Raw genomic sequence first — 26,814 nt, 5'->3', positions numbered from 1 at the left:
ACGGCCGCCGACACGGGCATCCCGCTTCCGGACACCCGTCCGTCAGCGACCAGGGCCCTCCCGCAGGGCCGCCGGGCCGGGGCCGCCCTCGCCCGTGACCAGGGCCCGCAGCACCTCGACCGGCAGCTTCGGCCGGCGGTCGGCGTGCAGGATGCCGTTCGTCTCCTGACCGGTGTCCGTGAGCTGGGTCCAGCAGAAGCCGGTGATCGTCCGGCACTCGCGGACGGCGTCGAGCAGGGCGCCGATGCGGCGGGCGAAGTCGTCCGCGTCCGTGGCGGTCGAGTACCCCCAGGCGTCGTCACGCCCGCCGGCCCAGCTGATCCCGCCGAACTCCGTGAGCATGAGCGGCTGCCCGCGGTCCACGGTGGGCGCCGCGTCGTCGAGCAGCATGCGCCGGCCCGCCGGCCCCACCCCGCGGAGCAGCTCCGCGACGGACTCGGGCGTGCCGTACCGGGCGCGGATGGCGTCGCCGTCGGGGGTGTAGTCGTGCACGGACCAGATGTCCGAGTCGGTGTGCTCCCAGCCGTCGTTGGAGACGACCGGGCGCGTCGGGTCGAGGGCGCGCGTCAGGTGTGCGAGGCCGAGCCCGTAGTGCTGCTGGCGGACGTCGTGCGCGCCGTGCTGCACGCCCCAGCTCTCGTTGAGCGGCACCCACGCGACGACCGACGGGTGCGAGCGGTCCCGGCGGACGAGCTCGAGCCACTCGTGCGTCAACAGCTCCACGGAGCGGGGCGAGTATGCGTAGGCGTTCGCGGTCTCCGCCCAGACGGTCAGGCCGAGCCGGTCGCACCAGTACAGGAAGCGCGGGTCCTCGGCCTTCTGGTGCACGCGCGCGGAGTTGAACCCCAGCTCCTTGATGAGCTCGACCTCGTCGCGCAGCGCGTCGGCGCTCGGTGCCGTGAGCAGCGACTGCGGCCACAGCCCCTGCTCGAGCACGGAGCGCAGGTAGAACGGCCGGTCGTTGAGCAGCAGCCAGCCGTGCGCCACCTCCACGCTGCGCAGGCCGAGGTACGAGGCGACGGCGTCGGTGACGTGCGGGCCGTCGTGGTGGGTCAGGCCGCTGATGTCGGCCTCGAGGTCGTGGGGGGACCCGGTGCCGGTGAGGCCGTCGTCGGCGACGTGCAGGACGACCTCGGCGTCGACCAGGGTCGGCTGCTCGGGGGACCACAGGATCTCCTCGTAGCCCTGCCCGTTGGCCTGGCGCGGCACGTCGACGCGCATCCGCACGTCGCGGTCGAGCACCCGGACCTGCTGCTCCGCGAGCAGCTCGTCACCGAGGTGGAGGCTCACGGCGAGCGTCGTGCAGGCGCGCGGCTCCGCGCTGAGGCGCGCGGTCAGCGTGACGGAGCCGTCCGGGACGTCGACCTCCCACGCCAGGTCCTCCAGGTGCACCTCGGGCACCGCCTCGAGCCAGACGGGCTGCCAGATGCCGGAGGTCCGGTCGTACCAGATGACGTGCGGATCGGGCTTCCAGTCCTGCTTGCCGCGCGGCTTGGCGACGTCGGTCGGGTCGTCCTCGGCGCGCACGACCAGGGCGAGGCCCTCCGGTCCGAGCAGGTCGGTCCACCTCCCGCCGGCCTCGGACCCGGCAGGTGCCTCACCCCGCTCTCGGGCCGCCGACGCGTGCCGCCGCTGCCGCTCCCGCAGGACAGGGGTGAGGTCGACGGAGAAGGGGGTCTGCCCGCCGACGTGGCGTCCGACGTGCTGCCCGGCGAGCCAGACGTCGGCGGTGTGGTCGACGGCGCCGAAGTGGAGCAGCAGCCGTTGCCCCTGGACGTCGACGCCTGCGGCGTCCAGGTCGGACCCCGTGATCCGCCGCCGGTACCAGACGACCGGGTGCGGCCGGGTGTCGCCGATGCCCGAGGCCTCCGACTCGGGCGGGAACGGCACCTGGATGACCTGGTCGAACGGCCCGCCGCCCGCGTCGGACGGCCCGTCCTCACCGGTCCACCACCCCGCGTCGAGGCCCGTGCCCGCGGCGTCGCGGGCGAAGTCCCACGGTCCGCCGAGGTCGGCCCAGTGCCGGCGCAGGAGCTGCGGTCGCGGGTACGAGCCGTCCTGCCGCGTCGCGCGCAGCACACCGGACGCGGGGTGGCCCTCGACGGCGGCGGCGTGGGCGTCGGCGTCCGCGCGGGCGTCGTCCTGGGCTTCCTCTGGCTGCGTCATGACGTGCTCCCTCCTGCGCCGCCGGTGCTCTCACGGACCACGAGGCAGTGGCCGATGACGGCGGTCGGCGGCCCCTCGTCGGTCCGTCGGCCCAGCAGCAGGTCGATGGCGGTCTCGGCGATCGCGCGCTTGTCGGGCGCGACCGTGCTGAGGCTCGGGGTCGAGAAGCGCCCCTCCTCGATGTCGTCGATCCCGATGACGGCGACGTCGTCGGGTGCGGTGAGGCCGTGGTCCCGCAGGGCGCGCAGCGCGCCGAGGGCGAGGAGGTCGTTGAAGCAGAAGACGGCGTCGGGCGGCTCGGGCAGCGCCAGGAGGGTGTGCATGGCCTCCGCGCCGTCGGCCCGGTGGAAGTCGGTGACCGTGCCGACGAGGTCGTCCCGCCACGGGATGCCGGCCTCCGCCAGCGCGTCGCGGTACCCCTCCAGCCGCAGCTGCGCGGTCTCGGCGGGCGTCGCGTCACCCTCGGCACGCTTGGCCCCGATCGCGGCGATGCGCCGCCGCCCGATCTCGGCGAGGTGCCGGGTCGCGGCGGTCGCGGCGGCGCGGTTGTCGATCGCGACGTGGGGCACGGGGGAGTCGGCGTCGACGTGCTCGCCCAGGAGCACGAGCGGCGTGGCGTCGAGACGCCGGCGCAGGTCCTCGGCGCCCAGGGTCAGCGGGCTCATGACGAGGCCGTCCATGAGCGGCATGTCGATGCCGTCGGCGACCGCGCGTTCGGTCTCGACCTGCCCGTCGGTCTGGTTGAGGAGGACCGTGAGGTGCCGGGCCTTGGCGGCGCGGACCAGCTCGGAGGCCAGCTCGGCGAAGTACGGCTGGGTCAGCTCCGGCAGGGCGACGGCGATCATGCCGCTGTTGCCGCGGCGCAGGTGGCGGGCCGCGACGTTGGGCCGGTACTGCAGCGCGGCGAGCGCCTCCTCGACCTTCGAGCGTGTCGCGGGTGTGATGGCGCCCTTGTTGTTGACGACGTTCGAGACCGTCTTGATGGACACGCCGGCACGCTCGGCGACGTCCTGCAGTCGGATCCGAGCCATCGTCGCCTCCTCGTCAGCCCCCGGGTGGGCGGCACTGCGATCCTCGCCGTCCTCGGGCCTCGCCGCACGTGTGTCCGTGCCGCGTCCTCCTCGTCGACCGCCGGACCCCGTGCCCCGGCACCGGCCGTCGCCTGGGCCGGCCACCCCTGGGATGACCTCGTCGTGACCTACTTGTGACCATCCTCCGGTGGCGGGACCTGACCTGCGGGTTGACGCTAGCGAGATCAGGCCGATCGGTACAAGGTTTACCACATGGCCTGTACAAGGTTTACCGCGATGGGGTAGGAACGTCGGTACAAGGTTTACCGAACCGGCGGGACGTCCTGTCGGAGGGGCAAGGCCGCCCCGCCGGGCACGCGCCCGGTCCACCTCGAAGAGGAGCTCAACGATGAGAACCACAGCGCCGCGGCGCGACCGCAAGCGCCGGCTCCTGGCCACAGGGGCCGTGTCGATCACCGCAGCTCTCGCCCTGGCGGCTTGCGGCGGCGGATCCACGCCCGAGGACATCGCCGGGGGCGGCGAGGCTCCCGAGGGTGCCGGGGAGTTCACGGGCGAGTACGACGGCCCGGACGTCGAGCTGTCCTACTGGAACGGCTTCACCGGTGGTGACGGCCCCTTCATGCAGGAGCTCGTCGACCAGTTCAACGAGGAGCACCCGAACATCAACGTGGTGTCCAACACGATCCAGTGGGCAGACTTCTACCAGCGCGTGCCCGCGGCCGTGAACGCCGGCGAGGGCCCGGACGTCGGGGTCATGCACCTCGACCAGCTCGCCACGAACGCCGCCCGCAACGTCATCGTCCCGCTGGACGACCTGACCGAGTCCCTCGAGCTGACGGCCGACGACTTCAGCGAGGAGGTCTGGAACGCCGGCATCTACCAGGACGAGCGCTACGGCATCCCCCTGGACGTCCACTCGCTCGCGATGTACTACAACACCGAGCACTTCGAGGCCGCGGGCATCACCGAGCCGCCCACGGACCAGGAGTCGTTCATGGCGGCGCTCGACGCGCTCCAGGCCGCCGGTTACCAGCAGCCCTTCTGGATGCCCACCCTGTGGCCCGCCCACCTGCAGTACCTGTCGCTGACGTGGCAGAACGGCGGTGACCCGTACGAGGCCGACGGCAGCGCGGCGAACTTCGGCGCGCCGGAGTCCGTGGAGGCGCTCGAGTGGCAGCGCAGCATCGTGGAGGAGGGCTACAGCCCCTCCAACGTCGCCATCGACTCCCAGTACGTCGCGTTCAAGAACGGCGAGACCTCGATCACGTGGGACGGCATCTGGCAGATCAACGACCTCGAGGCCTCGGGCATGGCGTGGGACATGGCGCCGATCCCGCAGATCTTCGACGAGCAGCTGTTCTGGGCCAACTCGCACCAGTTCTTCATGACGAAGCAGGCGACGGCGGACGAGAACAAGTACGCGGCCGCGCAGGTCTTCCTCGCCTGGATGAGCGAGCAGTCCGGCACCTGGGCCCAGGCGGGCATGATCCCGGCGCGCGAGTCCGTGCGTGCCGAGGCCGTGGCCGGCATGCCGCAGGAGCCGATCGCCGAGATGATCGACAACATGCGGTTCCTCCCCGCGGTGCCCGGCATCGGGACCGTGCAGGCGGAGGCGCTCGAGCCGGCCGTCTCCAAGGTCATCCTCGGTGAGGCGGAGGCGCAGGAGGCGCTGGAGCAGGCAGCCGAACGGGCCACCTCCCTCATGGAGGAGAACCTCGAGAGCTTCGGGGGCTGATCGACCATGAGCACGACGCGCGTCGCGGCGCCCGGGGACACGGTGGACTCCGTGCGGAAGGACCAACGGGCGCCGCGACGCGGCGTCGTCAAGCACGGGAAGCTGACCCCCTGGCTCTTCCTGGCGCCCTACCTGCTCCTCTTCGGGGCCTTCGTCATCCTGCCGGTGGTGCTGGGCTTCTGGATCAGCCTGCACCGGTGGGACTACACCCTGCCGGGCAAGCCGTTCGTGGGGCTGGAGAACTACACCGAGCTCTTCGACAGCAGCTCGCTGATCTTCAACACCTTCTGGCAGTCCATGCAGGCCACGGCCATCTTCACCGCCGCCAGCGTGCCGCTCCTCATGGTGCTGCCACTGCTCGTGGCGCTGGTGATGAATCAGAAGTTCCCCGGGCGGAACCTGTTCCGCGCGGTGTACTTCGCGCCCTACGTCCTCGGTGTCGCCGTCGTCGCGGTGCTGTGGCGCTACCTGCTCGACGCGAACATCGGGCTGATCAACTACTACCTGGGCATCCTCGGCCTGCCGGACAGCACCGCCTGGACGACGTCGCTGCCGGCGGCGTGGGTGGCCCTGGTCGGCGTCACGGTGTGGTGGACGCTGGGCTACAACTCGGTCATCTACCTGGCCGCGCTCCAGGACATCCCGCAGGAGCTGTACGAGGCGGCCCGCGTGGACGGCGCCTCACGGTGGCAGCAGTTCTGGAACGTCACGCTCCCGGGCCTGCGTCCGGTCCTGGCGTTCATCCTCATGATCACGATCCTGGCCTCGGCGAACATGTTCGGGCAGTCCTACCTCATCACCCAGGGCGGGCCCGGCCGTGAGACGCGGACGGCGATCTACCAGATCGCCGAGACGGGGCTGCGGAACTTCTCCATGGGCAGTGCCGCGGCGATGAGCTACGTGCTCACGGCGTTCCTCATGGTCCTCAGCGTGGTGGTGTTCTGGCTGTTCCGGGAGAGGAAGACGCGATGACGACGACGACATCCGGCGTCCACGGGGCGACCGACCCGAGCACCATCCCCACGGACTCCGAGAAGGGACGCAAGCAGCTCACGCCGCGCACCGTCCTGCGGTACGTGCTGCTGGTCGTCCTCGGCCTGATCTTCATCAGCCCGCTCATCTTCATGATCGTGACGTCGTTCAAGACGCGCGGGGAGGCGGCGGGCTTCCCTCCGACCTGGATCCCGAACCCCTTCTCGCTCGACGCGTACTCCTCGATCCTCAACTCCAGCGGCACACCCGTGCTGCGCTGGTTCGCCAACAGCCTCATCGCCGCCCTGGCGAACGCGGCGCTCGTGGTGGCGACGGCGGCGATGGCCGCCTACGCCCTCGCCCGCATGCAGTTCCGGGGTCGGGGCATCGTCTTCGGCCTGATCATCGGGACGCTGTTCGTCCCGCCCGTCATCCTCATCATCCCGAACTACCTCATCGTCGGTGAGATGGGCTGGCTCAACACCCTCGCGGCGGTCATCGTGCCGACCGCCGCCTCCGCGTTCGGCGTGTTCTTCCTGCGGCAGTTCTTCCTGTCGATCCCGGAGGAGCTCGAGGAGGCGGCGCGGCTCGACGGCGCGAACCCGCTGCAGATCTTCGTCAAGGTCATCCTGCCGCTGTCCCGGCCGGCGCTCGCGACGCTGGCGCTGCTGGCCCTGCTGACCAACTGGAACGACTTCCTCTGGCCGGTCTACGTCCTGTTCAGCCCGGAGATGCAGACGCTGCCCGCCGGTCTGTCCACGCTGCAGTCCGCCAACGCGGTCCGGTACGACCTGCTCATGGCCGGGGCGGTCATCGCCTCCGTCCCGGTGCTCATCCTCTTCGTGTTCCTCCAGCGCTTCATCATCGAGGGCGTGTCCCGCTCGGGTCTCAAGGGATGAGGGCTGCGACGGCACGCCGTCTCGGGGGTGCGGTCGTCGCGCTGCTGCTGCTCGCGGCGTGCGGCGACGGCGGCACGGAGGAGGCGTCCGGCGACGCGGTGTCGGGGTCCGCGTCGCCGGACGCACCCGAGGAGACCGAGGGAACCGACGACGGCGCCGCGGGCGGGCTGCACGACGTCAACCCGGTGTTCGACGACGACTTCCCGGACCCGGACGTCCTCGAGGTGGACGGCACCTACTACGCCTACGCGACGAACGGGAACAACCGCAACGTGCGGGTCGCCCGCTCCACGGACCTCGTCGAGTGGGAGGAGCTGCCCGACGCCCTGCCGGAGCTGCCCAGCTGGGTGATCCCCGGGAAGACGTGGGCGCCGGAGGTGGCGATGCTCGCCCCCGACCGGTTCGTCATGTACTTCACGGCGACGAACTTCCGTCCGACCTTCCAGTGCATCGGAGTCGCCGTCGCGGACTCCCCCGAGGGGCCGTTCGAGGTCGTCGGCGAGCAGATGCTCGTGTGCCCCGACCAGGAGGGCGGCGCCATCGACGCGGCCACCTTCCAGGACTCCGCGGGCACGTGGCACCTGCTGTGGAAGAACGACGGCAACTGCTGCGGGCTGGACACGTGGCTCTACCGCGCGCCGCTCACCGCGGACGGCACAGCCCTGGCGGGGGAGCCGGTGCGGATGATCCAGCAGGACCTGCCCTGGGAGGGCGACCTCGTCGAGGCCCCCACCCTGGTCGAGCGGGACGGCACCTTCACCCTCCTCTACTCCGCCAACAGCTACGGCGGTGCGGAGTACACGATCGGGTACGCGACCGCGCCGTCGATCGACGGGCCGTGGACGAAGAACCCGGAGCCCCTGTTCAGCTCGGACATGTTCGACGGCCGGTACGTCGGCCCCGGCGGTCAGGACGTCGTCGTGGGCCCGGACGGCGAGGACCACCTCGTCTTCCACTCCTGGTACGGCGGGAACACCTACCGCGCGATGAACCTGCTGCCGCTGGGCTGGGAGGACGGCCGCCCGGTCGTCGCGCCCGACGACGCGGGCTGACCGAACCCGGCGGGCGAGCCGCAGCCGCCGAGGTCCACGAAGCACCCGCACCCACGACGACGGCCCCGCCTCCCACCCGGGAGACGGGGCCGTCGGCCGTCCGGGCGAAGGGCCCGGGTCACCTCAGGACGCGTCGAGGATGTCGACGACGAACACGAGGTCGGAGTTCGCGGGGATCGGGTCGCGCTCCTGGTCGCCGTAGGCGAGCTCGGACGGGATGACCAGGAGGACCTGGCTGCCGACCTTCTGGCCCACGAGGCCCTGGTCCCACCCGGGGATGACCTGGCCGACGCCGATGCCGAACTGCGCCGGCTGCCCGCGCTCCCACGAGGAGTCGAACACGGTGCCGTCGGACAGCAGCGCGCCGTGGTACTGCACGGTGATCGTCTGGCCGGACTCCACGACGGGGCCCTCGCCCTCGATGAGGGTCTGGACGACGAGCTCGGTCGGCTCGGTCGCTCCCTCGACGTCGATGGTCGGGGCGCCGTCCTCGGCGAGCGTGACGGTCGGCAGGCCCTCCTGCGTCGGCTCGACGGGCGTGCCCTCGGCGCGCGTGGGCAGGACGTCGACGACGTCGATGCTCAGCAGGGTGGCGGGAACGTCCTCGCCGCCCTCCTCCTGCGCGGGTCCGCCGGGGACGGCGTACAGCAGGCGCGTCCCGACGTTCTGCCCGGTGAGCGCCGCGTTGAGCTGGGGGAAGCCCGGGTCGCCGAAGGGCAGGCGCTCCGGCGTGCCGTCGGCGTAGGTCGACTGCAGCGTCTCGCCGGCGTCGCCCGACAGGGCCAGCACGTCGACGACCATGATCTGGCCCTCCTCGAGGGGCTCGCCGTCGCCCTCGGCGACGACGTGCGCGGCGGGGGCGGCGATCTCGAACGGCTGGTCGAACGTCAGGGTCGGCTCGGAGCCGAAGTCGCCCTCGACCTGCACCGCGCGCAGGATCTCGAGGTCCTCCTCGGAGCCGGCGGACTGCTCGGCGCCGTCCGCGCCGGCGGTCTCGGCCGGACCCGGCGTCTCGGCGGGCTCGTCCGTGGAGCCGCACGCGGTCAGCAGGAGGGCGGTGGTCACAAGGGTGGCGGCCAGTCGGCGCACAGGCAGGTCCTTCGTCGTCGGTCGTGGTGGGCGGAGGCTCGACCACGAGGCGTCCGCGGTCGCGGACCCGGACGACTCTACGGGCTGGGTCTGGGAGGTACCTGGGCGTCGTGTGAGAGGGGTGTGCAGGGCGGGACCCACCCCCGGACCGCCGCGGACCACGGGCGGACGGTCAGGCGCTCACGCGCTGTGCCGGCTCCCGGCCCCCGCCCGACGCTCGTGGCGCTCGAGCCCCTCGCCGAGCGCGGCGATCATCGCGGCGGCCTCCGCGGGGTCCAGCCGCACCGTCCCGGCGCACCGCCCGTCACGCCACAGGCTGACGACGACGACGTCCGGGTCGTCGTGCCACGTCATCTGGAGGGCCCGGTCCCCGCGGACGTCGGGCAGCGCGACGGAGCGTCCCAGCGGCAGTGCGGCCAGCTCGCCCATGAGTCGACGATCCTCCCCGCGGGGGACCTTGTCCAGGGGCGGGACGGCCGGCGCGGGGCACGGGGACGGGACCTCCGGCGGGCACGGGCCGAGGCGCGTCTGGCACCCTGTCGCGGTGAGCCGTCCGAGCCCGTCCGACCTGCGCCGCTGGCGCCGCCATCTCGCCGACGAGCGTGCCGAGGCCGCGGTGTACCGCGAGCTGGCGAGCCACCGCACCGGTGAGGAGCGCGCGATCCTCCTGGCCCTCGCCGACGCCGAAGGCCGGCACGCCGCCCACTGGGAGCAGCTCCTGGGGGAGCACGTCGGCCCTCCCGGCCGCGGCGACGTCCGGTTCCGCGTCCTCGCGTGGCTCGCGGGGCGGTTCGGGTCCGTGTTCGTGCTCGCGCTCGCGCAGCGCGCCGAGGTCCGTGCGACATACGAGGCGGACAGCGACGCGACGCCGACCATGGCCGCCGACGAGCGCGTCCACGCCGAGGTGGTCCGGGCGCTCGCCGCACGCGGACGGCAGCAGCTCTCCGGCACCTTCCGCGCCGCCGTCTTCGGGGCCAACGACGGCCTCGTGTCGAACCTGGCGCTGGTCATGGGCGTGGCTGCCGCCGGGACGGCGACCTCGACCATCCTCCTCACCGGTCTGGCGGGCCTGCTCGCCGGCGCGCTGTCGATGGGCGCGGGGGAGTACATCTCGGTGCGCTCGCAGCGGGAGCTCCTCGCCGCCTCGACCCCGAGCCCGGCGGCCACCGCCGCACTGCCCCACCTCGACGTGAGCGCCAACGAGCTGAGCCTCGTCTACCGCGCCCGCGGCATGTCCGCGCAGGACGCCGAGCGCCACGCGCGGGAGGTGCTCGCGGACCTCGACGGCCTCGACGCGGACTGGCGGCACGGACGCCGGTCGGCCGACGCGCCGAGCGAGGCACCCCGCCGGTCCGTGGCCGACGACCACGAGATCGTCGGCTCCGACCTCGGCGCCGCCGTGTCCTCCTTCACCTTCTTCGCCAGCGGCGCCGTCGTCCCCGTGCTGCCCTACCTGTTCGGGCTGGACGGGACGACGGCGATCGTCGTCGCGATGGTCGCCGTCGCCGCCGCGCTGCTGCTCACGGGCGCCGTCGTCGGTCTCATCTCGGGCGCGCCGCCCCTGCGGCGGGCGCTGCGCCAGCTCGCCGTCGGCGCCGTCGCGGCCGCCGTCACCTACGCGCTCGGCGCCGTGTTCGGGGCCACCGCCCTCTGACGTCCCGGCGCACCGGGCCCGCGGCGCAGCGTCCGCGAGCCGGCCAGCGTCGCGACGGCGGCGGCCGCCGCGGCCCCCGCCACGACGAGGAAGCCGCCGTGCGCGCCGTCGCGGTCGATGAGCGCGCCGCCGACCGACGCCCCGATCGCCACGCCCACACCGAGCGAGGTGCTCACCCACGTCAGCCCCTCCGTCAGCCGGCCCGGGGGCACGAGCTCCTGGACGAGACCGTTGCCGGTGATGAGGGACGGCGCGATGGCGAAGCCCGTGACGAACATGACCACGGCCAGCGTCAGCAGGCCGTCGACGACGAAGAAGAGGGAGACACCCACCGCGAGCGCGACCACCGACACCGTGAACCGGCGCCACAGGGGACCGCGCCAGTGCCGCACCCCGTAGCCGAGGCCGGACAGCAGCGAGCCGAGCGCGAAGACCGCGAGGACCGCGCCGGCGGCGCTCTTGCGGCCCTGCTCCTCGGCGAACGCGACGGTGGCGACGTCGGTCGCGCCGAAGATCGACCCCATCGCGACGAAGACGAGCACGAGCACCGCCATGCCGGCCGACCGCAGGACGTCCAGGCGTCCACCGCCGACGTCGTGCACCGCCGTCGGCGGCTCGGTGCGCCGTTGGGCGAGGAACGCCAGACCGCCCACGAGCATCGCCAGGACGGGCAGGACGAGGCCGGTCTGGGGCGCGAGCGTCGTCGCGAGGAGCGTCACGACGATCGGCCCGACGACGAAGACCAGCTCGTCCAGCGCCGACTCCAGCGAGTACGCGGTGTGCACCTCGCGCGGGTCGTCGAGCGCGTGGGACCAGCGGGCCCTGACCAGCGCGCCGATGGACCCGGCGCCCGCCCCGGCCAGCGCGGCCGCGAGGAAGAGCAGCAGGACCGGACCTCCGACGGACGCGACGGCGACCAGTGCTGCGAGGCTCGCGGCGGCGAAGGTGATCGCGGGGCGCATGACGCGTGCCTGCCCGTGGCGGTCGACGAGGCGGGCGAGCTGCGGTGCGCACACGGCGTGCGTCACGACGTGGGCAGCGGCCACCTGGCCCGCCAGCGCGTAGGAGCCGTAGAGGCCCTGCACCATGAGCACGATCCCGATCGCCACCATGGACATGGGCAGGCGCGCGACGACGCCGGCCGAGGAGAAGGCGAGGGCCCCGGGGCGCGAGAGGACCGTGCGGTAGGGCTGGAGCACGAGGGGATTCTCTCCCACGCCCGTGCGGCCGGCCGCCCACCGGGAGCAGGGGACGGTTCCGCCGGCCGTCCGGCACGGGCGGGCGACCGTCGCGAGCCCCGCACGGACAGGCTCCTCAACTCGGCCGGGGGACCGGCCGATCATGCGGACGGAGGCGAGCGTCTCCCTCGGTCCCCCGCCTCGTGCGCGACCGTGCGTGCGACGAAGCGGAGACCGGCGCGATGGCGACCCCTGCACCACCGGGGGCGGACCTGGCGGGGCGCGAGCCCTGGCGGCGCTTTGACGCGCCCTCACGCTCCTGGGTGCCGCTCGGCGTGCGACGGTCGCCACGGCCGACGACGCCGCCGCCCGCGGGCGTCACCGTGACGTCGAGCGGGCGACTGCTCGAGCCGGGCGGCGCCCTGTTCCTGCTGCTCACCGGGCTCGTCGTCCTCGGTGTCGCCTCCGCGGCCGTGCACCTGACCCACGACTCCGGTCGGGTCTCCGCCTGGTGGCCCGCCGCGGGCATCGGCCTGCTCGCCTTCCTCGCCTCGCCGCCCCGCCGTCGGTGGGCCGTGCCGGTCGTGGTCTGCGTCGCGACGTTCGCCGCGAACCTGGCGGTGGGGCGCCCCTTGGCGCCGTCGGTCGGCTACGGGTTGAGCAACATGCTCGACGTCGTCGTCACGGGGTGGTGGCTCCTGCGCGGCCGCGGCCGGGCCGCCCTCGAGACCCTGGAGGACGTGGCCCGGTTCCTGGCGGCGACCGCGCTCGGCGTCCTCGCCCTCGGGCTGGGCGTCGGCACGACGGCGGCCGTGACCGGCTACGGCGGCTTCGTCGCCACGGCGGGCGGTGCGATGGCCAGCCACGCCGCGGCCATCGTGCTCATCGTCCCCCTCGCCCTGGTGGCCCGGGACCACGGTGCGCGACGGCCCGCCGTGGAGGTCGTGGCGCAGTCGGGCGCTCTCCTCGTCGCACTCCTGGTCGTCTTCGGCGTGCCCATGGACACACCGCTCGGCTACCTGCTGGTCCCGCCCGTCGTCTGGGGTGCGCTGCGCCTCCCTCCGCGCGTGGTCACGGCGCAGCTGCTCGCGCTCGCGGTCGCCGTCACCACCCTCACCACGGTGGGGTCGGGGCCCTTCGCCGCCTCCGACCCCGCGACGGTGGCGCTGGTCGTCCAGGGGTACCTGCTCACCCTCGCGGTCGTCGCGCTGCCCCTGACCGTCGCCGCCAGCACCCGGCGCCACGTGGTGGCCGGGCTCGTCGCCAGCGAGCGCCTGTTCCGGCAGGGCTTCAGCGAGTCGCTCGTCGGCATGCTCCTCCTGCGGCTCTGCCGGGGTGACGGGACGAGCGACCACGTCGTCGGCGGTCTCGACGTCGTCGAGCTGAACGCGGTCGCGGCGCGGCTGCTGGACGAGCACGAGGAGCGGCTGCTGGGCACGTGCTGGACGTCCAGCCTGGACGACCACGACCGGGCGCTCCTGGCGGAGGTGGTCGAGGCGCTGGTGCGCGGCCGGTCGACCGGCTGGCGCGGGGAGGTCGAGGTGCCGGGTCCGCACGGGTCGCGCTTCCTCGAGCTGGCCCTCTCCCCGCTGAGCGTCGGGGACGGCATGTTCGTCGCCCAGATGATCGACGTGACGGCCCGTCGCGAGGCCGAGGAACGGCTCACGGCCCAGGCGCTCGAGGACGCGCTCACCGGGCTGGCCAACCGGACCCTGCTGCGGGACCGCATCGGCCTGGCGCTCGCACTGCTGCCCCCGGACGGCAGCGAGGCCGCGGAGGGACCCGACGCCGCGGCCCTGCTCTTTTGCGACCTGGACGACTTCAAGCACGTCAACGACTCGGCCGGCCACACGGTGGGCGACGCGGTGCTCGTCGAGGTGGCCCGCCGCCTGCGGAGCGTGCTGCGCGCCGGCGACGTCGCGGCCCGCCCGGGCGGCGACGAGTTCGTGCTCCTGCGGCCGGCAGTCGTGCCGGGCGAGGCGGAGGCGCTCGCCGAGCAGGTCATCGAGCTGCTGTGCCGCCCCGTCGAGGTGGGCGGTCAGACCTTCGTCGTCGGTGTGAGCATCGGTGTCGTGCACGGCCGCCGCGGCTCGACCGCCGAGGACCTCCTCCGCGACGCCGACGCGGCGATGTACGCGGCGAAGGCGAGCGGGAAGCGCCGTGCTGTCGTCTACTCCGACGAGCACCGCGAGAAGGCGCTGCGCTCGGTGCGCGTCGAGGCCGAGCTGCGCCGTGCCCTCGCCCGCGACGAGCTGCGCGTGCACCTGCAGCCCGTCGTCGACGTGCGCACGGGGGCCACGACCGCGGCGGAGGCGCTCGTGCGCTGGCAGCACCCCGAGCGCGGCCTCCTGCCGCCGGGGGAGTGGCTGGACGTGGCGGAGCGGTCCGGCCTCATGCCGGAGCTGGGCGCGTGGGTGCTCGAGCAGGCGTGTGCGGCGGCTACGCGGTGGCCCGCGCCGACCGACACGGCCCGACCGGTCGCCGTCCACGTGAACGTCTCCGCGCGCCAGCTCGAGGCGGACGGCTTCGTCGACACCGTCCGGGAGGCGCTGAGGCGCTCCGGGCTCCCGCCGCAGCGCCTGGTGCTGGAGTTCACCGAGACGCACCTGGACGAGGTCAGCGACGCGCTCCTGGAGGACCTCGTCTCGCTGCGGGAGGAGGGCATCGGTCTGGCCGCCGACGACTACGGCACGGGCTACTCCCCGCTGACCCGCATCATCGAGCTGCCCCTGTCGATGATCAAGATCGACCGTCGGTTCGTGGGGGACATGCTCGAGGACGTGCGGTCCCGGGCCATCGTGACCACGCTCGTGCGGCTCGGCGAGTCGCTCGGCCTGGAGGTCGTGGCCGAGGGCGTGGAGACCCCGGAGCAGGCGCTCGAGCTCGCCGCGCTCGGGTGCGTTGCGGGCCAGGGCTACCTGTGGTCGCGCCCCGTGCCGGTGGAGGAGTTCGCCGCGCGCGCCCTGCCCCGCCCCGTCGGCGCCGGGGCGTGGCGGTGGGCGGGCCATGCCGGTCGCCACGCGCCCGTCGGGCGCGCGGCCGCCGCGACGCCGTCGGCCGTCCTGCCCTGAGGCCGGCTCAGCCGAGCGTGCGGGTGACCAGGTCCTGCGCGGCCTCCTGCACCTCGGCCAGGTGCTCCGCCGACCGGAACGACTCCGCGTACACCTTGTAGACGTCCTCGGTCCCCGACGGGCGCGCGGCGAACCACGCGTTCTCGGTCGTCACCTTGAGCCCACCGATGGCCGCGCCGTTGCCGGGCGCCTCCGTGAGCCGGCCCGTGATGTCCTCGCCCGCGAGGGTCGTGGCCGTCACCTGCTCCGGCCGGAGGGCTCCGAGCGCCTTCTTCTGCTCCCGCGTCGCCGGGGCGTCGACCCGGGCGTACCAGGACTCGCCGTGCCGCTCGACGAGGCGCGCGTGCAGCTGCGACGGCGAGTGGCCCGTCCGGGCGGTGATCTCGGCGGCGAGCAGGGCGAGCAGGATGCCGTCCTTGTCGGTGCTCCACACGGTGCCGTCGTGCCGCAGGAACGACGCTCCCGCCGACTCCTCGCCACCGAAGCCGACGGACCCGTCGAGCAGGCCCGGGACGAACCACTTGAAGCCCACGGGCACCTCGAGCAGGCGACGGCCGTGCGCGGCCGCGACCCGGTCGATGAGGGCCGAGGACACCAGCGTCTTGCCGATCGCCGTGCCGTCGGCCCAGCCGGGCCGCGCTCCCCCGTAGAGGTAGTCGATCGCGACGGCGAGGTAGTGGTTCGGGTTCATGAGGCCCGCGTCGGGCGTGACGATGCCGTGCCGGTCGGCGTCGGCGTCGTTGCCGGTGGCCACGTCGAAGGGCGAGCCGCCGTCGGTGGCCGCCATCGCCTCGACGAGCGAGGCCATCGCCGACGGCGACGAGCAGTCCATCCGGATCTTGCCGTCCCAGTCCAGCGTCATGAAGGCGAAGCGGGGGTCGACCTCCGGGTTGACGACGGTGAGGTCAAGCCCGTGGCGCTCGGCGATCTCGCCCCAGTAGTGCACGGACGCGCCGCCGAGCGGGTCGGCGCCGATCCGTACGCCGCTGGCCCGGATGATCTCGATGTCGAGCACGTTCGGCAGGTCGTCCACGTACGCGGACAGGAAGTCGTGCCGGCGCGTCGTCGGCGCCGCCACGGCCTTCTCGAACGGCACGCGCCGGACCGACCCGACGCCCTGGCGCAGGATCTCGTTGGCGCGCCCGGCGATCCACGACGTCGCGTCGGAGTCCGCCGGCCCGCCGTGCGGCGGGTTGTACTTGAAGCCGCCGTCGCGCGGCGGGTTGTGCGAGGGGGTGACGACGATGCCGTCGGCCAGGCCGGTGCCGGCCTCCGCCGAGCCCGTGGTGGTGCGCACGCCCTGCGCCGTCGTGGCGCCGTTGTGCAGCAGGATCGCGTGGGACACGGCCGGCGTGGGTGTGAACCCGTCCCGCGCGTCGACGTGCACGGTGACCTCGGCGGCGGCCAGGACCTCCAGCGCCGTGCGCCAGGCCGGCTCGGACAGCACGTGCGTGTCCCGCCCGATGAACAGGGGCCCGTCCGTGCCCTGCCCGCGGCGGTACTCCACGATCGCCGCCGTGGTCGCGATGATGTGCGCCTCGTTGAAGGCGCCGTCCAGGCTCGACCCCCGGTGCCCCGACGTCCCGAACACCACCTGCTGGGCAGGGTCCTCCGGGTCGGGCACACGGTCGTAGTAGGCGCCGACCACGGCGTCGGTGTCGATGAGGTCCTCGGGGCGGGCAACGGTTCCGGCGCGCTCGTGCATGGTCATGAGTCAACCACCCGGGCCGTGCACCGCGCACGGCGTCGACTACCCTGCCTGCTCATGGCCAAGCGACCCGCCGTCGAGTTCGTCCTCCGCCCCTTCGAGGGCCTGCCCGGTGAGCCGGACTACGTCGCGATGCGCGAGGTGGTGCCCGCGGCGACGGCCACGGCCCGCACGACGGCGGAGCACGGCGCCCGTCCCGTCGTCGTCACCACGGTCCTGCCGGCCGGCTGGCCGGCGCTGCACCGCGGCGACGGCACGATCATGCTCGCGCTGCAGACCACCGCGGGCTCCGGCGACCTGTCGCGCGACCTCGCCGACATGCTGCTCCTGGCGATGGAGTCGCCCGCCGGGACCCCGGTCACCGCGACCCGTCTGCCGGAGCCGGGCCCGCGCCTGCAGGACGTCCTGGACCTCTCGGTTCCGTTCGAGGTCACCGTCCACGAGGGCTTCGACTACTGGCGCTCCGAGGGCGTGGACCTCACGCCCGAGCTCAGCGCGGTCCTGGACCGGATGAACGAGACGGTCATCCCGACCCAGCGCCTGACGTCCGTCGACGCCGCCTACCGCGCGCAGATGGGCGACAAGGACTTCCTGCGCTGGGCCCAGCCGCACGACGAGCAGGTCTTCCTCGACGCCCTCGCGCGGCTGCACGCCCGCCGCGAGTCCGGCCTCGGCGAGGCCGGTGCGCTCGGCCGCTTCATCGGGGCGTTCCGGTCCTGCGGGATCCTCGTGCCGGTGTGGGACCTCGACCAGGACGCCACCCTGGAGGACCTGGAGACGGCCGTCGCGGCCCTCGGCGAGCGGCTCGACGCGGCCCTGGCGGACGACGCCCCCCTCGACGCGACGCAGCGCCGCGCCCGCGCGGGACTCGTCGCAAGGCAGCTCACGCTCCGCTGAGGGCCGGCCCCGCATGTCGCGCTCGAGTCCGCGGCGGTGTCACCGGGAGAGATGACTTCCGGTTGACCTTGACCTGGCGTGGCGATGACGCGATCGCGGTCGATAGGGTGGCCCCGTGTCCACTCCACGCCGCGCCGACGACGGTCGGCGCACCGGGCCCCGGCAGCGGGTCGCCGTGGTCATCCCCGCGAAGAACGAGTCGCGGCGCATCGCCGCCACCGTCCGCTCGGCCCGCTCCATCCCCCACGTGGACCTCGTCCTCGTCGTCGACGACGGCAGCGAGGACGCCACCCAGCACGTCGCGCGCGACGCGGGGGCCGTCGTCGTGCGCCACTCGCACAACCGCGGCAAGGCGTCCGCGATGGAGACGGGCGCCGCCGTCGTCGCCATGCGGGACGCGCCGGACCGGCCCGCGCGACTGCTGCTCTTCATCGACGGCGACCTGGGCGAGACCGCCGTCAACACCGCCCCCCTCATCCCGCCGGTCCTGGACGGGACGGCCGACGTCTCCATCGCGGTGCTCCCCCCGCAGGCCGGCGCCGGTGGACGCGGCCTCGTCGTCGGCCTCGCGCGCCGGTCGATCCAGGCGATGACCGGCTGGACCCCGACGCAGCCGCTGTCCGGGATGCGCTGCCTCACGCGGGAGGCGTTCGAGGCGGCGACGCCGCTCGCGCACGGCTGGGGCGTCGAGACCGGCATGACGATCGACCTGCTCACCAAGGGCTTCGTCGCGGTCGAGGTGCCGTGCGACCTCAAGCACCGGCCGTCGGGCTCGGACTTCCGCGGGCAGATGCACCGGGCGGCGCAGTACCGCGACGTGCTCCTGGCGGTCAACGCCCGCCGCATGCGGAAGGTGCTCGGCCGGGACGGCTGACGGAGCCGGCGGTCACGGTGTCAGCCGCGTGTCAGCCGCGTGCCGGCAGCGTGTCACCGCGTGCCGGCCGGGCCCGTGCCACCGCGCACGCGCAGCAGCCAGCCCGCGCTCACCGCGACCAGCAGCGGGACCGCCACCGACACGCCCATGGCCGGGATGACGATCCCGGAGTCGTTGACGAGGAACCCGATCCCGAGCGTCACCGCGAGGGCCCACACGACCGGGCGGAGCATCGGCGCCGCCGTCGCCAGCGCGGTGAGCGGCTCCCCGGAGGACAGCCAGCCGTACGCGCCGCCGTCGGGCGCCGACGCCGCCTGGCGCAGCGGCCGCAGGAGCACGACGACGACGAGCGCGATGCCGCCGACGGCGAGCAGCGTCAGCCACGTGCCGCCGAGGTTCGCGACGTTCTGCGCGAGCTTGCGCCCGACCACGTCGCCGAGGCCACCGTCGAGCACCGTGTCGACGAACCGGCCGAGGTGCGTGCGGTCCTCGGGCGGCCGGAGCCAGTCCACGAGGAGGAACGCGAGCATCGCGGCACCGGTGCCTCCCAGCACGACGACGGCGCGCTGCCAGGTGAGGCGGATGCCCGCGGCGGCGAGCGCCAGCACGGCGAAGCCGGGGAGCAGGGCGGGGGGCCCGCCGAAGTCGCTCCCGAGGCCCGGCGTGCCGTTGACGACGGCGGCGACGAGGCCGATCCCAGCGACGACGAGGGCCGCGGTGCGCCGTCGGCCGCTGCGGACCAGCGGGTCCGCCGCGCCCGCGGCGGCGAGCAGGACGGCGGCCGCGAACACGGCGAAGGAGGTGTTGTTGAAGCCGTAGAACCGCGCGCCCACGACCGTCGAGACCCCGAGCGGGGCGGACAGCTGCAGCGTGGCCCCGGTGACGACGTCGGCGACGAGCACGAGCGCCGTCGTGCCGGCGACGACGGCCATCGGCCCGAGCAGGCGGCGGCGCACGGGCGGCAGGAGCGCGACGGCGGTGAGCACGGCGATCCAGAGGACGACGACCCCCGTGACCGCCCAGCCCGGCGAGCCGGTCCGCCACCACGGCACCAGGTTCGCCAGGGTCGCCGCGACCGGCAGGGAGCCGACCGCCACGCCCGCGACCACGAGCCCGCGCAGGACGGGGACGGCGACGGTGGGCCGCGTGGGGGACAGGATCGCCCTGCGGTCCCGCAGCCGGGCGGCGACCCCGGAGGCCCAGGCGAGCGCGCGGCTGTTGAGCCCCACGACGACGACGGCCTGCAGCAGCAGGTTCACGACGATGAGGTAGGTGTAGGTGGACGGCACCACGGGGCGGGACGCGACCTGGTGCACGTCGATGTCGACGACGGCGGCCATGCGGGCCGTGGCGGTGTCCGGCGCGGGAGCCGGCCGGACCGGGCTGCCGACGAGGGCTCCGGACGGCGCCTCGCCCTGCAGGCCGAGCAGGTCCAGGAGCGTGGGGGTCACGTCGGTCGTCTGGAGGATCCCGACCTGGCGGGTGGACCGGGTCGTCAGCAGCGACTCCTCGTACCGAGCCTGGGCGGGCGCCGGGCCGAGCGCGGCGGCGAGCTGCATCCGGGCGACCGTGCCGGAGTCGGACAGCGAGACGACGAGGACGGTGGCGTCCTCCTCGTGCTGCTCGACCGCCCGGAGCACGGCAGCCACCCGGGCGTCGACCGGCTGCACCTGCTGCAGCCGCGTCGGCTCGGTGATGACGTCGGGGCCGGCCGGCTCGTCCCCGGTCGGCTGCGGGTCGGGGACCGTCGCACCAGGGCCCTCGGCGCCCTCGCTGCCGTCGACACCCTCCGGGACGGCGGATCCGCCGTCGGGCTCCCGTCGCGGGACCGTGGCGCGGCCGATGTCCCGCACCGCACCCGCGTCGACGACGACGAGCCGTGACGTCGTCAGCGCCTCCGCCACGGCCGCCGTGAGCTCGCCCGGGTCGGTCGGCAGCCGCTCGTGCGTCCCGACCACGGTGCCGTCGGGCCCGGCGAGGGCGATCGCCGCGCCCGGGCCGAAGCCCGCGGCCGGGATGTCGTGCTCGGCGAGGAGGCCGCCGAGCAGACCGAGGGTCGGGGAGAAGCTGGACGTGTCGGCGGACTCCTCGTAGTCGGCCCAGCCCGGCACGTCGCCGTCGGCCGTGGCCTCGCGCAGCGTCCGGCACTCGCCGAAGCCCTCGCCCGGCAGGTCGCCGGCGCGTGCACCGGCGGACACGGCGAGCCAGCCGTCGGCCGGGCACGAGTACGACCGCAGGCTCCGGGGCGAGACGGTGCCGAGCCCGGCGTGCCGCGACAGCTCCCACAGGGCAGGGGTCGCCAGCGTCCGGACGTCCTCCCACCGCACGCCGGAGGTGCCGACGAGGACGACGGGCCCGGCGTCGTCGGCGTCGTCGGCAGCTGCGGGGGGCGACGTGGCCGCGGTGGCCGGGGCCGCCGGCGCGAGGGGCGCCAGGAGCACGAGCAGCCCGACGGCGACCGCGAGGACGAGCGCACGCAGGCGCCGGTGCCCGCCGTCGCCCATCCCCCGACGACGCGTCCCCGGACGCCGGGCGGCGCGCGGGTGCGGGGTCGGGACGGGCACCCGCCCAGCCTAGGGGCGCACTACGCTCGGGCCGCGGACCCGCCGGAGGGCCCACGGGTCCCCCCGGCGACCCGCACACCACGGACACAGACGTGCGCGACCTGCACCTGCACGCCGGTGCCGAGGACCCACCGCCACCACGCCAGGAGGAACGATGGCCAGCGGCACCCACGGGTCGAGCCGGACCCGGTACGCCTACCTGGGCCCGGCCGGCACGTTCACCGAGGCAGCGCTGCGGCAGATCGCCTCGCCGGAGGAGGCCGAGTTCCTCCCGCAGGTCGACGTCGTCTCCGCGATCGAGGCCGTGCGCGGCGGGGCCGCCGACCACGCCGTCGTCGCGATCGAGAGCTCGGTCGAGGGCTCGGTGACGGCGGTCCTGGACACCCTCGCCACGGGCGACCCGCTCGCGCTCCAGGGCGAGATGATCGTGCCCGTCTCCTTCGTGCTGGCCGTGCGTCCCGGCACCGGGCTGGGCGCGGTGCGCCGCGTCGCCGCCCACCCGCACGCGTGGGCGCAGTGCCGCCGCTGGCTGGCGCAGCACCTGCCGGACGCCGTGCACGTGCCGGCGACGTCCAACACCGCGCCCGCCGCGGCGATGGCCTCCTCCGAGCGCGAGCTCGGGTTCGACGCCGCACTCGTGCCCCCGCCCGCGGTCGAGGTGTACGGGCTCGTCCCGCTCGCCGACGACGTCGCGGACAACCACCACGCCGTGACGCGCTTCGTGCTCGTCGGGCGGCCCGGTCCCGTGCCGCCGCGGACGGGCGCCGACAAGACGACGCTCGTCGTCCACCTGCCCAGCAACCAGGCCGGCGCGCTGCTGGAGATGCTCGAGCAGTTCGCCGCCCGGGGCGTCAACCTGTCGCGCATCGAGTCCCGGCCCCTGGGCGACTCGCTCGGTCGTTACTCCTTCTCCATCGACGCCGAGGGGCACGTCGCCGACGAGCGCGTGGCCGAGGCCCTCATGGGCCTGCACCGCGTGTGCCCGCACGTGCGGTTCCTCGGGTCGTACCCGCGGGTGGACGCGCCCCACGGCGACGTCCGGCCGGGGACCTTCGACGCCGACTTCCTCGCCGCCCGCGCGTGGGTGCAGGCGCTGCGGGAGGGCCGCGCCCACTGACGCTGACGCCAGGTCACGGCGTCCTCAGGCGTCGGCCTCCAGGGGGAGCCGGAGGACGAGCGCCCCGGGCTGGATCCGCGCGTGCAGCTCGAGCGCCTCGCCGATGGTGTCGCCGTCGACCTGGACCGGCTGGGGGTCGCGGGACCGGACGCGGACCTCGCGGGCGTCGGTGTGCTCGATCCTCCCCAGGCCGTCCTGCTCCCGCTTCGGCCGGATCCCGAAGCGCTGCAGCGTGACGTCGCCGGCGACCCGCGCCCACCCGAGCACGCCGGCGCGGGCGTCGATCGAGCCGACGTGCAGGACGCCGTCGTCGACCTCGGCGCCCGGGATGAGGGTGATGCCGCCGGGGAGGCGTCCGACGTTGCCGAAGATGATGCTGCGCAGCCGGACCGCCCGCCACGGCCCGTCGTCGAACGACAGGGCGAGGCGCATGCGGCGTCCGCCGAGGTGCCGCAGGCCGGAGAAGACGTACGCGACCCAGCCCACGCGGGCCTTGAGGTCCTCGTCGGTGTCGCCCATGACGGCGGCGTCGAAGCCGAGCCCCGCCATGACGAGGAAGATGTGGTCGCGCGCGGGCTCGACCGCGTCCGGCGGCGTCTCGGCGGGCTCGACCGCCTCGGGGTCCGCCTCGGCGACGACGTCGTCGACCTGCGACTCGTCGCGCACGATCGTCAGCCAGCCGACGTCGATCGTCCGGTCGGTCCCGGTGAGGGCGATCCTCAGCAGGGCGTCGATGTCGCCGATCGGCAGGTCGAGGTTGCGCGCCAGGAGGTTCCCGGTGCCCTGGGGCAGGATGCCCATCGCGGCGCCCGTGCCGGCGAGCCCCTCGGCCACGGCACGAACGGTCCCGTCCCCGCCGATCGCCACGACGAGCCGGGCGCCCTGCTCGAGCGCCTGGCGGGCCTGGCCGACGCCGGGGTCCTCGGCCGTCGTGTCGAACCACAGCGGCTCGGGCAGGTAGCGGGCGGCGCACGCCTGCACGGCGGCGTCGCGGAGCTCGGGCACGCCGGGCTTGGTCGGGTTGGCGACGAAGGCGACGCGGACGTGGGCGGCGTCGGCGTCCGCGGTCGCGGCGGTCCCCTCCGCCCCCGGTCCCGCGGCGGACGGGCTGAGCTCCAGGCCGTGCCCACGCAGCGCGCGGCGCGTCCTGACGACGAGCACGAGGGCGACGGTCGCCAGGGCGATCGCGAGGCCGGTGACGAGCCATCCCACCCAGGTCATGTCCGAACGGTACGGGTGCCGGGTTCTCAGCACACCCTCAGTCGGCCCCGGACGCCTGTGCGCTGGCCCACACCGAGCCCGGAGGCCTGAGCGCCCGCCCACACCGGGTCGAGCGGCTCGGACCCGGTCGATACCCTCCTGGGGTGATCGACCTGCGCCTCCTGAGGGAGAACCCCGACGCCGTCCGCGCCAGCCAGCGTGTGCGGGGCGACGACCCCGCCCTGGTCGACCAGGTGCTCGAGCTCGACTCCCGGCGCCGCTCCGGTCTCGCGCGCTTCGAGGAGCTCCGGGCGGAGCAGAAGGGGCTCGGCAAGCAGGTCGCTCAGGCGCAGGGAGCCGACAAGCAGGCGCTCCTGGTGCGGGCGAAGGAGCTGGCCGAGGGGGTCAAGGCCGCCCAGGCCGACGCCGACGACGCCGCCGCCCAGCTGGACGACGCCGTCATGCGGATCGCGAACGTCGTCGTCGACGGCGTCCCGGCGGGCGGCGAGGACGACTACGCGGTCCTGCGCCACGTCGGCACGCCGCGGGACCTGGCGGCCGAGTACGGCCCCGCCTTCACGGTGCGCGACCACCTCGACCTGGGGGAGCGGCTCGCGGCCATCGACACCGAGCGCGGCGCGAAGGTCTCCGGCGCGCGCTTCTACTTCCTCACCGGTGTCGGCGCGCGGCTGGAGCTCGCGCTGCTGACCGCCGCGATGGACCGCGCGGTCGCGGCGGGGTTCACCCCGATGATCACGCCCACCCTGGTGCGCCCGGAGGTGATGCGCGGCACTGGGTTCCTCGGTGCGCACGCGGACGAGGTCTACCGGCTCGAGGCGGACGACCTGTACCTCGTCGGCACGTCGGAGGTCGCGCTCGCCGGCTACCACGCGGACGAGGTCCTCGACCTGTCCGGCGGCCCGCGCCGGTACGCGGGGTGGTCGGCCTGCTACCGCCGGGAGGCGGGCTCGCACGGGCGCGACACCCGCGGCATCATCCGCGTCCACCAGTTCCACAAGGTCGAGATGTTCAGCTGGACGACCGTCGAGGACTCCGAGGCCGAGCACGAGCGGCTCCTCGCCTTCGAGGAGGAGATGCTCGCGCTGGCGGAGCTGCCGTACCGCGTCATCGACGTGGCGGCGGGTGACCTCGGCTCGAGCGCGGCCCGCAAGTACGACTGCGAGGCGTGGCTGCCCAGCCAGCAGCGGTGGCTCGAGCTCACCTCGACGTCGAACTGCACCACGTTCCAGGCGCGCCGCCTGGGCGTGCGGGAGCGGACCGACGCGGGGACCCGCGCCGTCGCCACGCTCAACGGCACGCTCGCCACGACGCGCTGGATCGTCGCCCTGCTCGAGAACCACCAGCTCGAGGACGGGTCCGTACGCGTGCCGGAGGGGCTGCGTCCCTACCTCGGCGGGCTCGAGGTCCTCAGCCCGGTGGCCGCATGAGCACCGGTGTCGACGGTCGCGGGCGGGACGGGGCAGGGCCCCGGCTCGTCGCGCTGGACCTGGACGGGACGCTGCTGGACTGGTCGGGGACGCTGCTCGGCGGGATCGCCGAGGCGGTGGCGGAGCTCCGGGACCGGGGCGACCACGTCGTCGTCGCGACGGGCCGGTCCGTGCACTCGGCGCTGCCGTACGCCCAGCAGCTCGGCATGCAGGCCGGCCCTGCGGTGACGTCCAACGGGGCGGTCACGGTCGAGCTCCACCCGGAGGAGCCCGGCTACCGGATCGCGGACCTCGTGACGTTCGACGCGGGCCCGGCCCTGCGGCTCGTCCGTGAGGAGCTGCCGGACGCGCTGTTCGCCGTGGAGGACGTGGGCCGGGGCTTCTTCGTGCACGGCGCGTTCCCCGACGGCGAGATGGACGGCCACGTGACCCCCGTCGGGTTCGACGACCTGTGCGCCGTGCCGGCCACGCGCGTCGTCATCCGCAGCCCCGAGCACACCGACGCGGACTTCCACGCGATGGTCGAGCGGATCGGTCTGCACGAGGTGTCCTACGCGGTGGGCTGGACGGCGTGGCTCGACCTCAGCCCGCAGGGGGTGTCCAAGGCCACCGCGCTGGAGGCGGTGCGCGAGCAGCTCGGCGTGGACCCGTCCCGGACCGTCGCCGTGGGCGACGGGCGCAACGACGTTGAGATGCTGCGGTGGGCCGCCCGGGGTGTCGCGATGGGCCACGCCGACGACGTCACGCGCGCCGCCGCGGACGAGGTCACGGGCTCCTGGGAGGACGGCGGCGCGCTCGCCGTGCTGCACGACCTCCTGACCACCTGACCCTGCCCTCCGGGCAGCCGCCCTCTTACCCGCTGCGCCCCCCACCCACCTCCCGTCCAGCCCGCCACCCTGCGTCTGATCCGCACGGTGCGACATGCGGATCGGACGCGAAGTGGCGGGTAGGACGCGACGGGGGCAGGGCCGACGGGGGCAGCGCGGACGCATCGGCGTCGGGGCGGGGAGGGGCCGCACGGGTGACGGGGTCACCCTGCGGCAGCCGTGGGGAGGGGTCTGTGGTGGACCGCCGGTGGCGCGAGGAGGACAATCCCGCACATGGCGGCAGGCATCGACGACGTCGCCCGCGCCGCCGGCGTGTCGACGGCGACCGTGTCGCGGGCGCTGCGAGGGCTGCCCAACGTCAACGCTGCCACGCGCGACCGGGTCCGGGTGGTGGCCGAGGAGCTCGGGTACGTCGCGTCGCCGTCGGCGGCCAGCCTCGCGTCCGGCAGGACGCGGACGATCGGGCTCATCAGCCCGTTCATCAACCGCTGGTTCTTCTCCAACGTCATCGAGGGCGCGGAGCGGGCGCTGCGCGCCCAGGGCTTCGACGTGCTGCTGTACACCTTCGAGATCGACCGGTCCGCCGGACGGGCGTACCGGGTCGACCCGTCGGTCCTGCGCCGCCGCGTCGACGGCATCCTCGTCGTCGGCCTGCCGCTGGAGGAGGACGAGGTCCGGGCGCTCCAGGGCCTCGGCTACCCGATCGTCTGCGTGGGCTGGGGCGGCTACGGGATCGTGACGGTGCGGCTCGACGACCGGGGGACCGCGCAGGCGGCGACGCGGCACCTGCTCGGGCTGGGCCACCGCCGGATCGCGCACATCTCCGGCGCCCCGGACGACGTCTCGCCGTGGTCGCCCCCGGTCGACCGCGCCGCGGGGTGGCGGGAGGCGATGCGCGAGGCCGGGATCGAGCCGGGCCCGGAGCTCGAGGTGCACGGTCACTTCGACACCGCCGGCGGCCGGGAGTCGCTGCACGAGCTCATGGCGCGGGCCCCTGACGTCACCGCGGTCTTCGCCTCCTCCGACGAGATGGCGATGGGCGCGATCCTCGGGCTGCGCGACCTGGGCCTGCGCGTCCCGGAGGACGTCTCGGTCATCGGGGTCGACGGCCACGACATGGGCGAGCTCGTCGGCCTGACGACCATGGCGCAGGCCGCGGACGAGCAGGGTGCTGCGGCCGCGCGCCTCGTCCTGGACATGATCGGCGGCTACGCCGCGCCCAAGGAGGTCGTCTACCCGACCGAGCTGGTGCAGCGGTCGTCCACGGGGCCGCCCCCGCCCCTGGCCCCGGGCGCACGCCGCGCCCGACCGGTGCGTCGCGCCGGCTGAGTC

Annotated in this window: 20 protein-coding genes; 12 read left to right on the top strand and 8 right to left on the bottom strand. The window is 74.4% G+C overall.

The annotated features are described in order from the left end of the window. Window positions 1-42 precede the first annotated feature (42 nt). Entirely contained in the window at window positions 43-2,166 is a 2,124-nt protein-coding gene (locus tag LG379_RS15925; protein ID WP_225755577.1) for a glycoside hydrolase family 2 protein, read from the bottom strand. Next, a complete protein-coding gene (locus LG379_RS15920; RefSeq protein WP_225755576.1) occupies window positions 2,163-3,197 on the bottom strand; it encodes a LacI family DNA-binding transcriptional regulator in 1,035 nt (344 codons plus the stop codon). The genes LG379_RS15925 and LG379_RS15920 overlap by 4 nt, the downstream gene beginning before the upstream one ends. 388 nt (window positions 3,198-3,585) lie before the next feature. Here LG379_RS15920 and LG379_RS15915 point away from each other — a divergent pair, with 388 nt between their 5' ends. From LG379_RS15915 to LG379_RS15900, 4 genes are read left to right on the top strand one after another with little or no spacing between them, the layout of a single operon-like run. After that, window positions 3,586-4,932 carry an ABC transporter substrate-binding protein gene (locus tag LG379_RS15915; RefSeq protein ID WP_225755575.1) on the top strand — a complete coding sequence of 449 codons (1,347 nt, stop codon included), beginning with the start codon at window positions 3,586-3,588 and terminating at the stop codon, window positions 4,930-4,932. Window positions 4,933-4,938: 6 nt separating this feature from the next. Beyond that, window positions 4,939-5,904, top strand: a complete 966-nt coding sequence (locus LG379_RS15910; RefSeq protein ID WP_225755574.1) for a carbohydrate ABC transporter permease — start codon at window positions 4,939-4,941, stop codon at window positions 5,902-5,904. Beyond that, a complete protein-coding gene (locus LG379_RS15905; RefSeq protein ID WP_225755573.1) occupies window positions 5,901-6,803 on the top strand; it encodes a carbohydrate ABC transporter permease in 903 nt (300 codons plus the stop codon). The genes LG379_RS15910 and LG379_RS15905 overlap by 4 nt, the downstream gene beginning before the upstream one ends. Next, window positions 6,800-7,855, top strand: a complete 1,056-nt coding sequence (locus LG379_RS15900) for a glycoside hydrolase family 43 protein (protein ID WP_225755572.1) — start codon at window positions 6,800-6,802, stop codon at window positions 7,853-7,855. Before LG379_RS15905 ends, LG379_RS15900 begins: the two co-directional genes overlap by 4 nt. 123 nt (window positions 7,856-7,978) lie before the next feature. On the opposite strand, the gene LG379_RS15895 is transcribed toward LG379_RS15900, so the two are convergent. Both LG379_RS15895 and LG379_RS15890 read right to left on the bottom strand, forming a co-directional pair. Beyond that, window positions 7,979-8,944 carry an FKBP-type peptidyl-prolyl cis-trans isomerase gene (locus LG379_RS15895; protein WP_225755571.1) on the bottom strand — a complete coding sequence of 322 codons (966 nt, stop codon included), beginning with the start codon at window positions 8,942-8,944 and terminating at the stop codon, window positions 7,979-7,981. Between the two features lie 180 nt (window positions 8,945-9,124). After that, window positions 9,125-9,373, bottom strand: coding sequence for a hypothetical protein (locus LG379_RS15890; RefSeq protein ID WP_225755570.1), 249 nt, complete (start codon window positions 9,371-9,373; stop codon window positions 9,125-9,127). A gap of 115 nt (window positions 9,374-9,488) precedes the next feature. On the opposite strand from LG379_RS15890, the gene LG379_RS15885 reads away from it, so the two are divergent. Next, the gene (locus tag LG379_RS15885) at window positions 9,489-10,598 is read left to right on the top strand and encodes a VIT1/CCC1 family protein (RefSeq protein WP_225755569.1); all 1,110 of its coding nucleotides are present in this window, start codon (window positions 9,489-9,491) and stop codon (window positions 10,596-10,598) included. Here the strand turns inward: LG379_RS15885 and LG379_RS15880 are convergent. After that, a complete protein-coding gene (locus tag LG379_RS15880; RefSeq protein WP_225755568.1) occupies window positions 10,559-11,797 on the bottom strand; it encodes an MFS transporter in 1,239 nt (412 codons plus the stop codon). The two genes, LG379_RS15885 and LG379_RS15880, sit on opposite strands and share 40 nt — an antisense overlap. Before the next feature lie 221 nt (window positions 11,798-12,018). Between LG379_RS15880 and LG379_RS15875 the strand changes: the two genes are divergently transcribed. Then, window positions 12,019-14,847 carry an EAL domain-containing protein gene (locus tag LG379_RS15875; RefSeq protein ID WP_225755567.1) on the top strand — a complete coding sequence of 943 codons (2,829 nt, stop codon included), beginning with the start codon at window positions 12,019-12,021 and terminating at the stop codon, window positions 14,845-14,847. Window positions 14,848-14,854: 7 nt separating this feature from the next. On the opposite strand, the gene pgm is transcribed toward LG379_RS15875, so the two are convergent. Further along, the gene (pgm, locus tag LG379_RS15870; RefSeq protein ID WP_225755754.1) at window positions 14,855-16,552 is read right to left on the bottom strand and encodes a phosphoglucomutase (alpha-D-glucose-1,6-bisphosphate-dependent); all 1,698 of its coding nucleotides are present in this window, start codon (window positions 16,550-16,552) and stop codon (window positions 14,855-14,857) included. A gap of 60 nt (window positions 16,553-16,612) precedes the next feature. Between pgm and LG379_RS15865 the strand changes: the two genes are divergently transcribed. Next, a complete protein-coding gene (locus tag LG379_RS15865) occupies window positions 16,613-17,452 on the top strand; it encodes a DUF5926 family protein (RefSeq protein ID WP_225755566.1) in 840 nt (279 codons plus the stop codon). A 115-nt stretch (window positions 17,453-17,567) separates the two neighbouring features. Then, on the top strand, window positions 17,568-18,326 hold the full coding sequence (locus tag LG379_RS15860) for a glycosyltransferase family 2 protein (RefSeq protein WP_225755565.1): 759 nt from the start codon (window positions 17,568-17,570) through the stop codon (window positions 18,324-18,326). 53 nt (window positions 18,327-18,379) lie between these two features. Here the strand turns inward: LG379_RS15860 and LG379_RS15855 are convergent, their stop codons facing one another. Beyond that, on the bottom strand, window positions 18,380-20,890 hold the full coding sequence (locus LG379_RS15855; protein ID WP_225755564.1) for a hypothetical protein: 2,511 nt from the start codon (window positions 20,888-20,890) through the stop codon (window positions 18,380-18,382). Between the two features lie 154 nt (window positions 20,891-21,044). Between LG379_RS15855 and pheA the strand changes: the two genes are divergently transcribed. Continuing rightward, the gene (gene pheA, locus LG379_RS15850) at window positions 21,045-22,007 is read left to right on the top strand and encodes a prephenate dehydratase (RefSeq protein ID WP_225755563.1); all 963 of its coding nucleotides are present in this window, start codon (window positions 21,045-21,047) and stop codon (window positions 22,005-22,007) included. A 24-nt stretch (window positions 22,008-22,031) separates the two neighbouring features. Here the strand turns inward: pheA and LG379_RS15845 are convergent, their stop codons facing one another. Beyond that, the gene (locus tag LG379_RS15845; protein WP_225755562.1) at window positions 22,032-23,228 is read right to left on the bottom strand and encodes a diacylglycerol kinase family protein; all 1,197 of its coding nucleotides are present in this window, start codon (window positions 23,226-23,228) and stop codon (window positions 22,032-22,034) included. A 143-nt stretch (window positions 23,229-23,371) separates the two neighbouring features. Between LG379_RS15845 and serS the strand changes: the two genes are divergently transcribed. The 3 genes from serS to LG379_RS15830 all read left to right on the top strand — a co-directional run bounded on the left by serS (window position 23,372) and on the right by LG379_RS15830 (window position 26,811). After that, entirely contained in the window at window positions 23,372-24,655 is a 1,284-nt protein-coding gene (gene serS / locus LG379_RS15840; RefSeq protein ID WP_225755561.1) for a serine--tRNA ligase, read from the top strand. Then, complete coding sequence (locus LG379_RS15835) at window positions 24,652-25,482, top strand: HAD family hydrolase (RefSeq protein ID WP_225755560.1); 831 nt, start codon at window positions 24,652-24,654, stop codon at window positions 25,480-25,482. Before serS ends, LG379_RS15835 begins: the two co-directional genes overlap by 4 nt. A 273-nt stretch (window positions 25,483-25,755) precedes the next feature. Next, entirely contained in the window at window positions 25,756-26,811 is a 1,056-nt protein-coding gene (locus LG379_RS15830) for a LacI family DNA-binding transcriptional regulator (RefSeq protein ID WP_225755559.1), read from the top strand. Window positions 26,812-26,814: the final 3 nt, after the last annotated feature.

Origin of the sequence: Actinotalea sp. Marseille-Q4924, from assembly GCF_916618755.1 — a bacterium.
GTDB lineage: Bacteria > Actinomycetota > Actinomycetes > Actinomycetales > Cellulomonadaceae > Actinotalea.
This window is presented reverse-complemented; position numbering and strand designations above follow the sequence as displayed.

Coding starts and splice junctions, on each gene's coding strand:
- pheA (WP_225755563.1), top strand. CDS start 21,045: ATGGCCAGCGGCACCCACGGGTCGAGCCGGACCCGGTACGCCTACCTG.
- LG379_RS15890 (WP_225755570.1), bottom strand. CDS start 9,373: ATGGGCGAGCTGGCCGCACTGCCGCTGGGACGCTCCGTCGCGCTGCCC.
- LG379_RS15910 (WP_225755574.1), top strand. CDS start 4,939: ATGAGCACGACGCGCGTCGCGGCGCCCGGGGACACGGTGGACTCCGTG.
- LG379_RS15865 (WP_225755566.1), top strand. CDS start 16,613: ATGGCCAAGCGACCCGCCGTCGAGTTCGTCCTCCGCCCCTTCGAGGGC.
- LG379_RS15835 (WP_225755560.1), top strand. CDS start 24,652: ATGAGCACCGGTGTCGACGGTCGCGGGCGGGACGGGGCAGGGCCCCGG.
- LG379_RS15920 (WP_225755576.1), bottom strand. CDS start 3,197: ATGGCTCGGATCCGACTGCAGGACGTCGCCGAGCGTGCCGGCGTGTCC.
- pgm (WP_225755754.1), bottom strand. CDS start 16,552: ATGCACGAGCGCGCCGGAACCGTTGCCCGCCCCGAGGACCTCATCGAC.
- LG379_RS15875 (WP_225755567.1), top strand. CDS start 12,019: ATGGCGACCCCTGCACCACCGGGGGCGGACCTGGCGGGGCGCGAGCCC.
- LG379_RS15900 (WP_225755572.1), top strand. CDS start 6,800: ATGAGGGCTGCGACGGCACGCCGTCTCGGGGGTGCGGTCGTCGCGCTG.
- LG379_RS15915 (WP_225755575.1), top strand. CDS start 3,586: ATGAGAACCACAGCGCCGCGGCGCGACCGCAAGCGCCGGCTCCTGGCC.
- LG379_RS15925 (WP_225755577.1), bottom strand. CDS start 2,166: ATGACGCAGCCAGAGGAAGCCCAGGACGACGCCCGCGCGGACGCCGAC.
- LG379_RS15845 (WP_225755562.1), bottom strand. CDS start 23,228: ATGACCTGGGTGGGATGGCTCGTCACCGGCCTCGCGATCGCCCTGGCG.
- LG379_RS15830 (WP_225755559.1), top strand. CDS start 25,756: ATGGCGGCAGGCATCGACGACGTCGCCCGCGCCGCCGGCGTGTCGACG.
- LG379_RS15905 (WP_225755573.1), top strand. CDS start 5,901: ATGACGACGACGACATCCGGCGTCCACGGGGCGACCGACCCGAGCACC.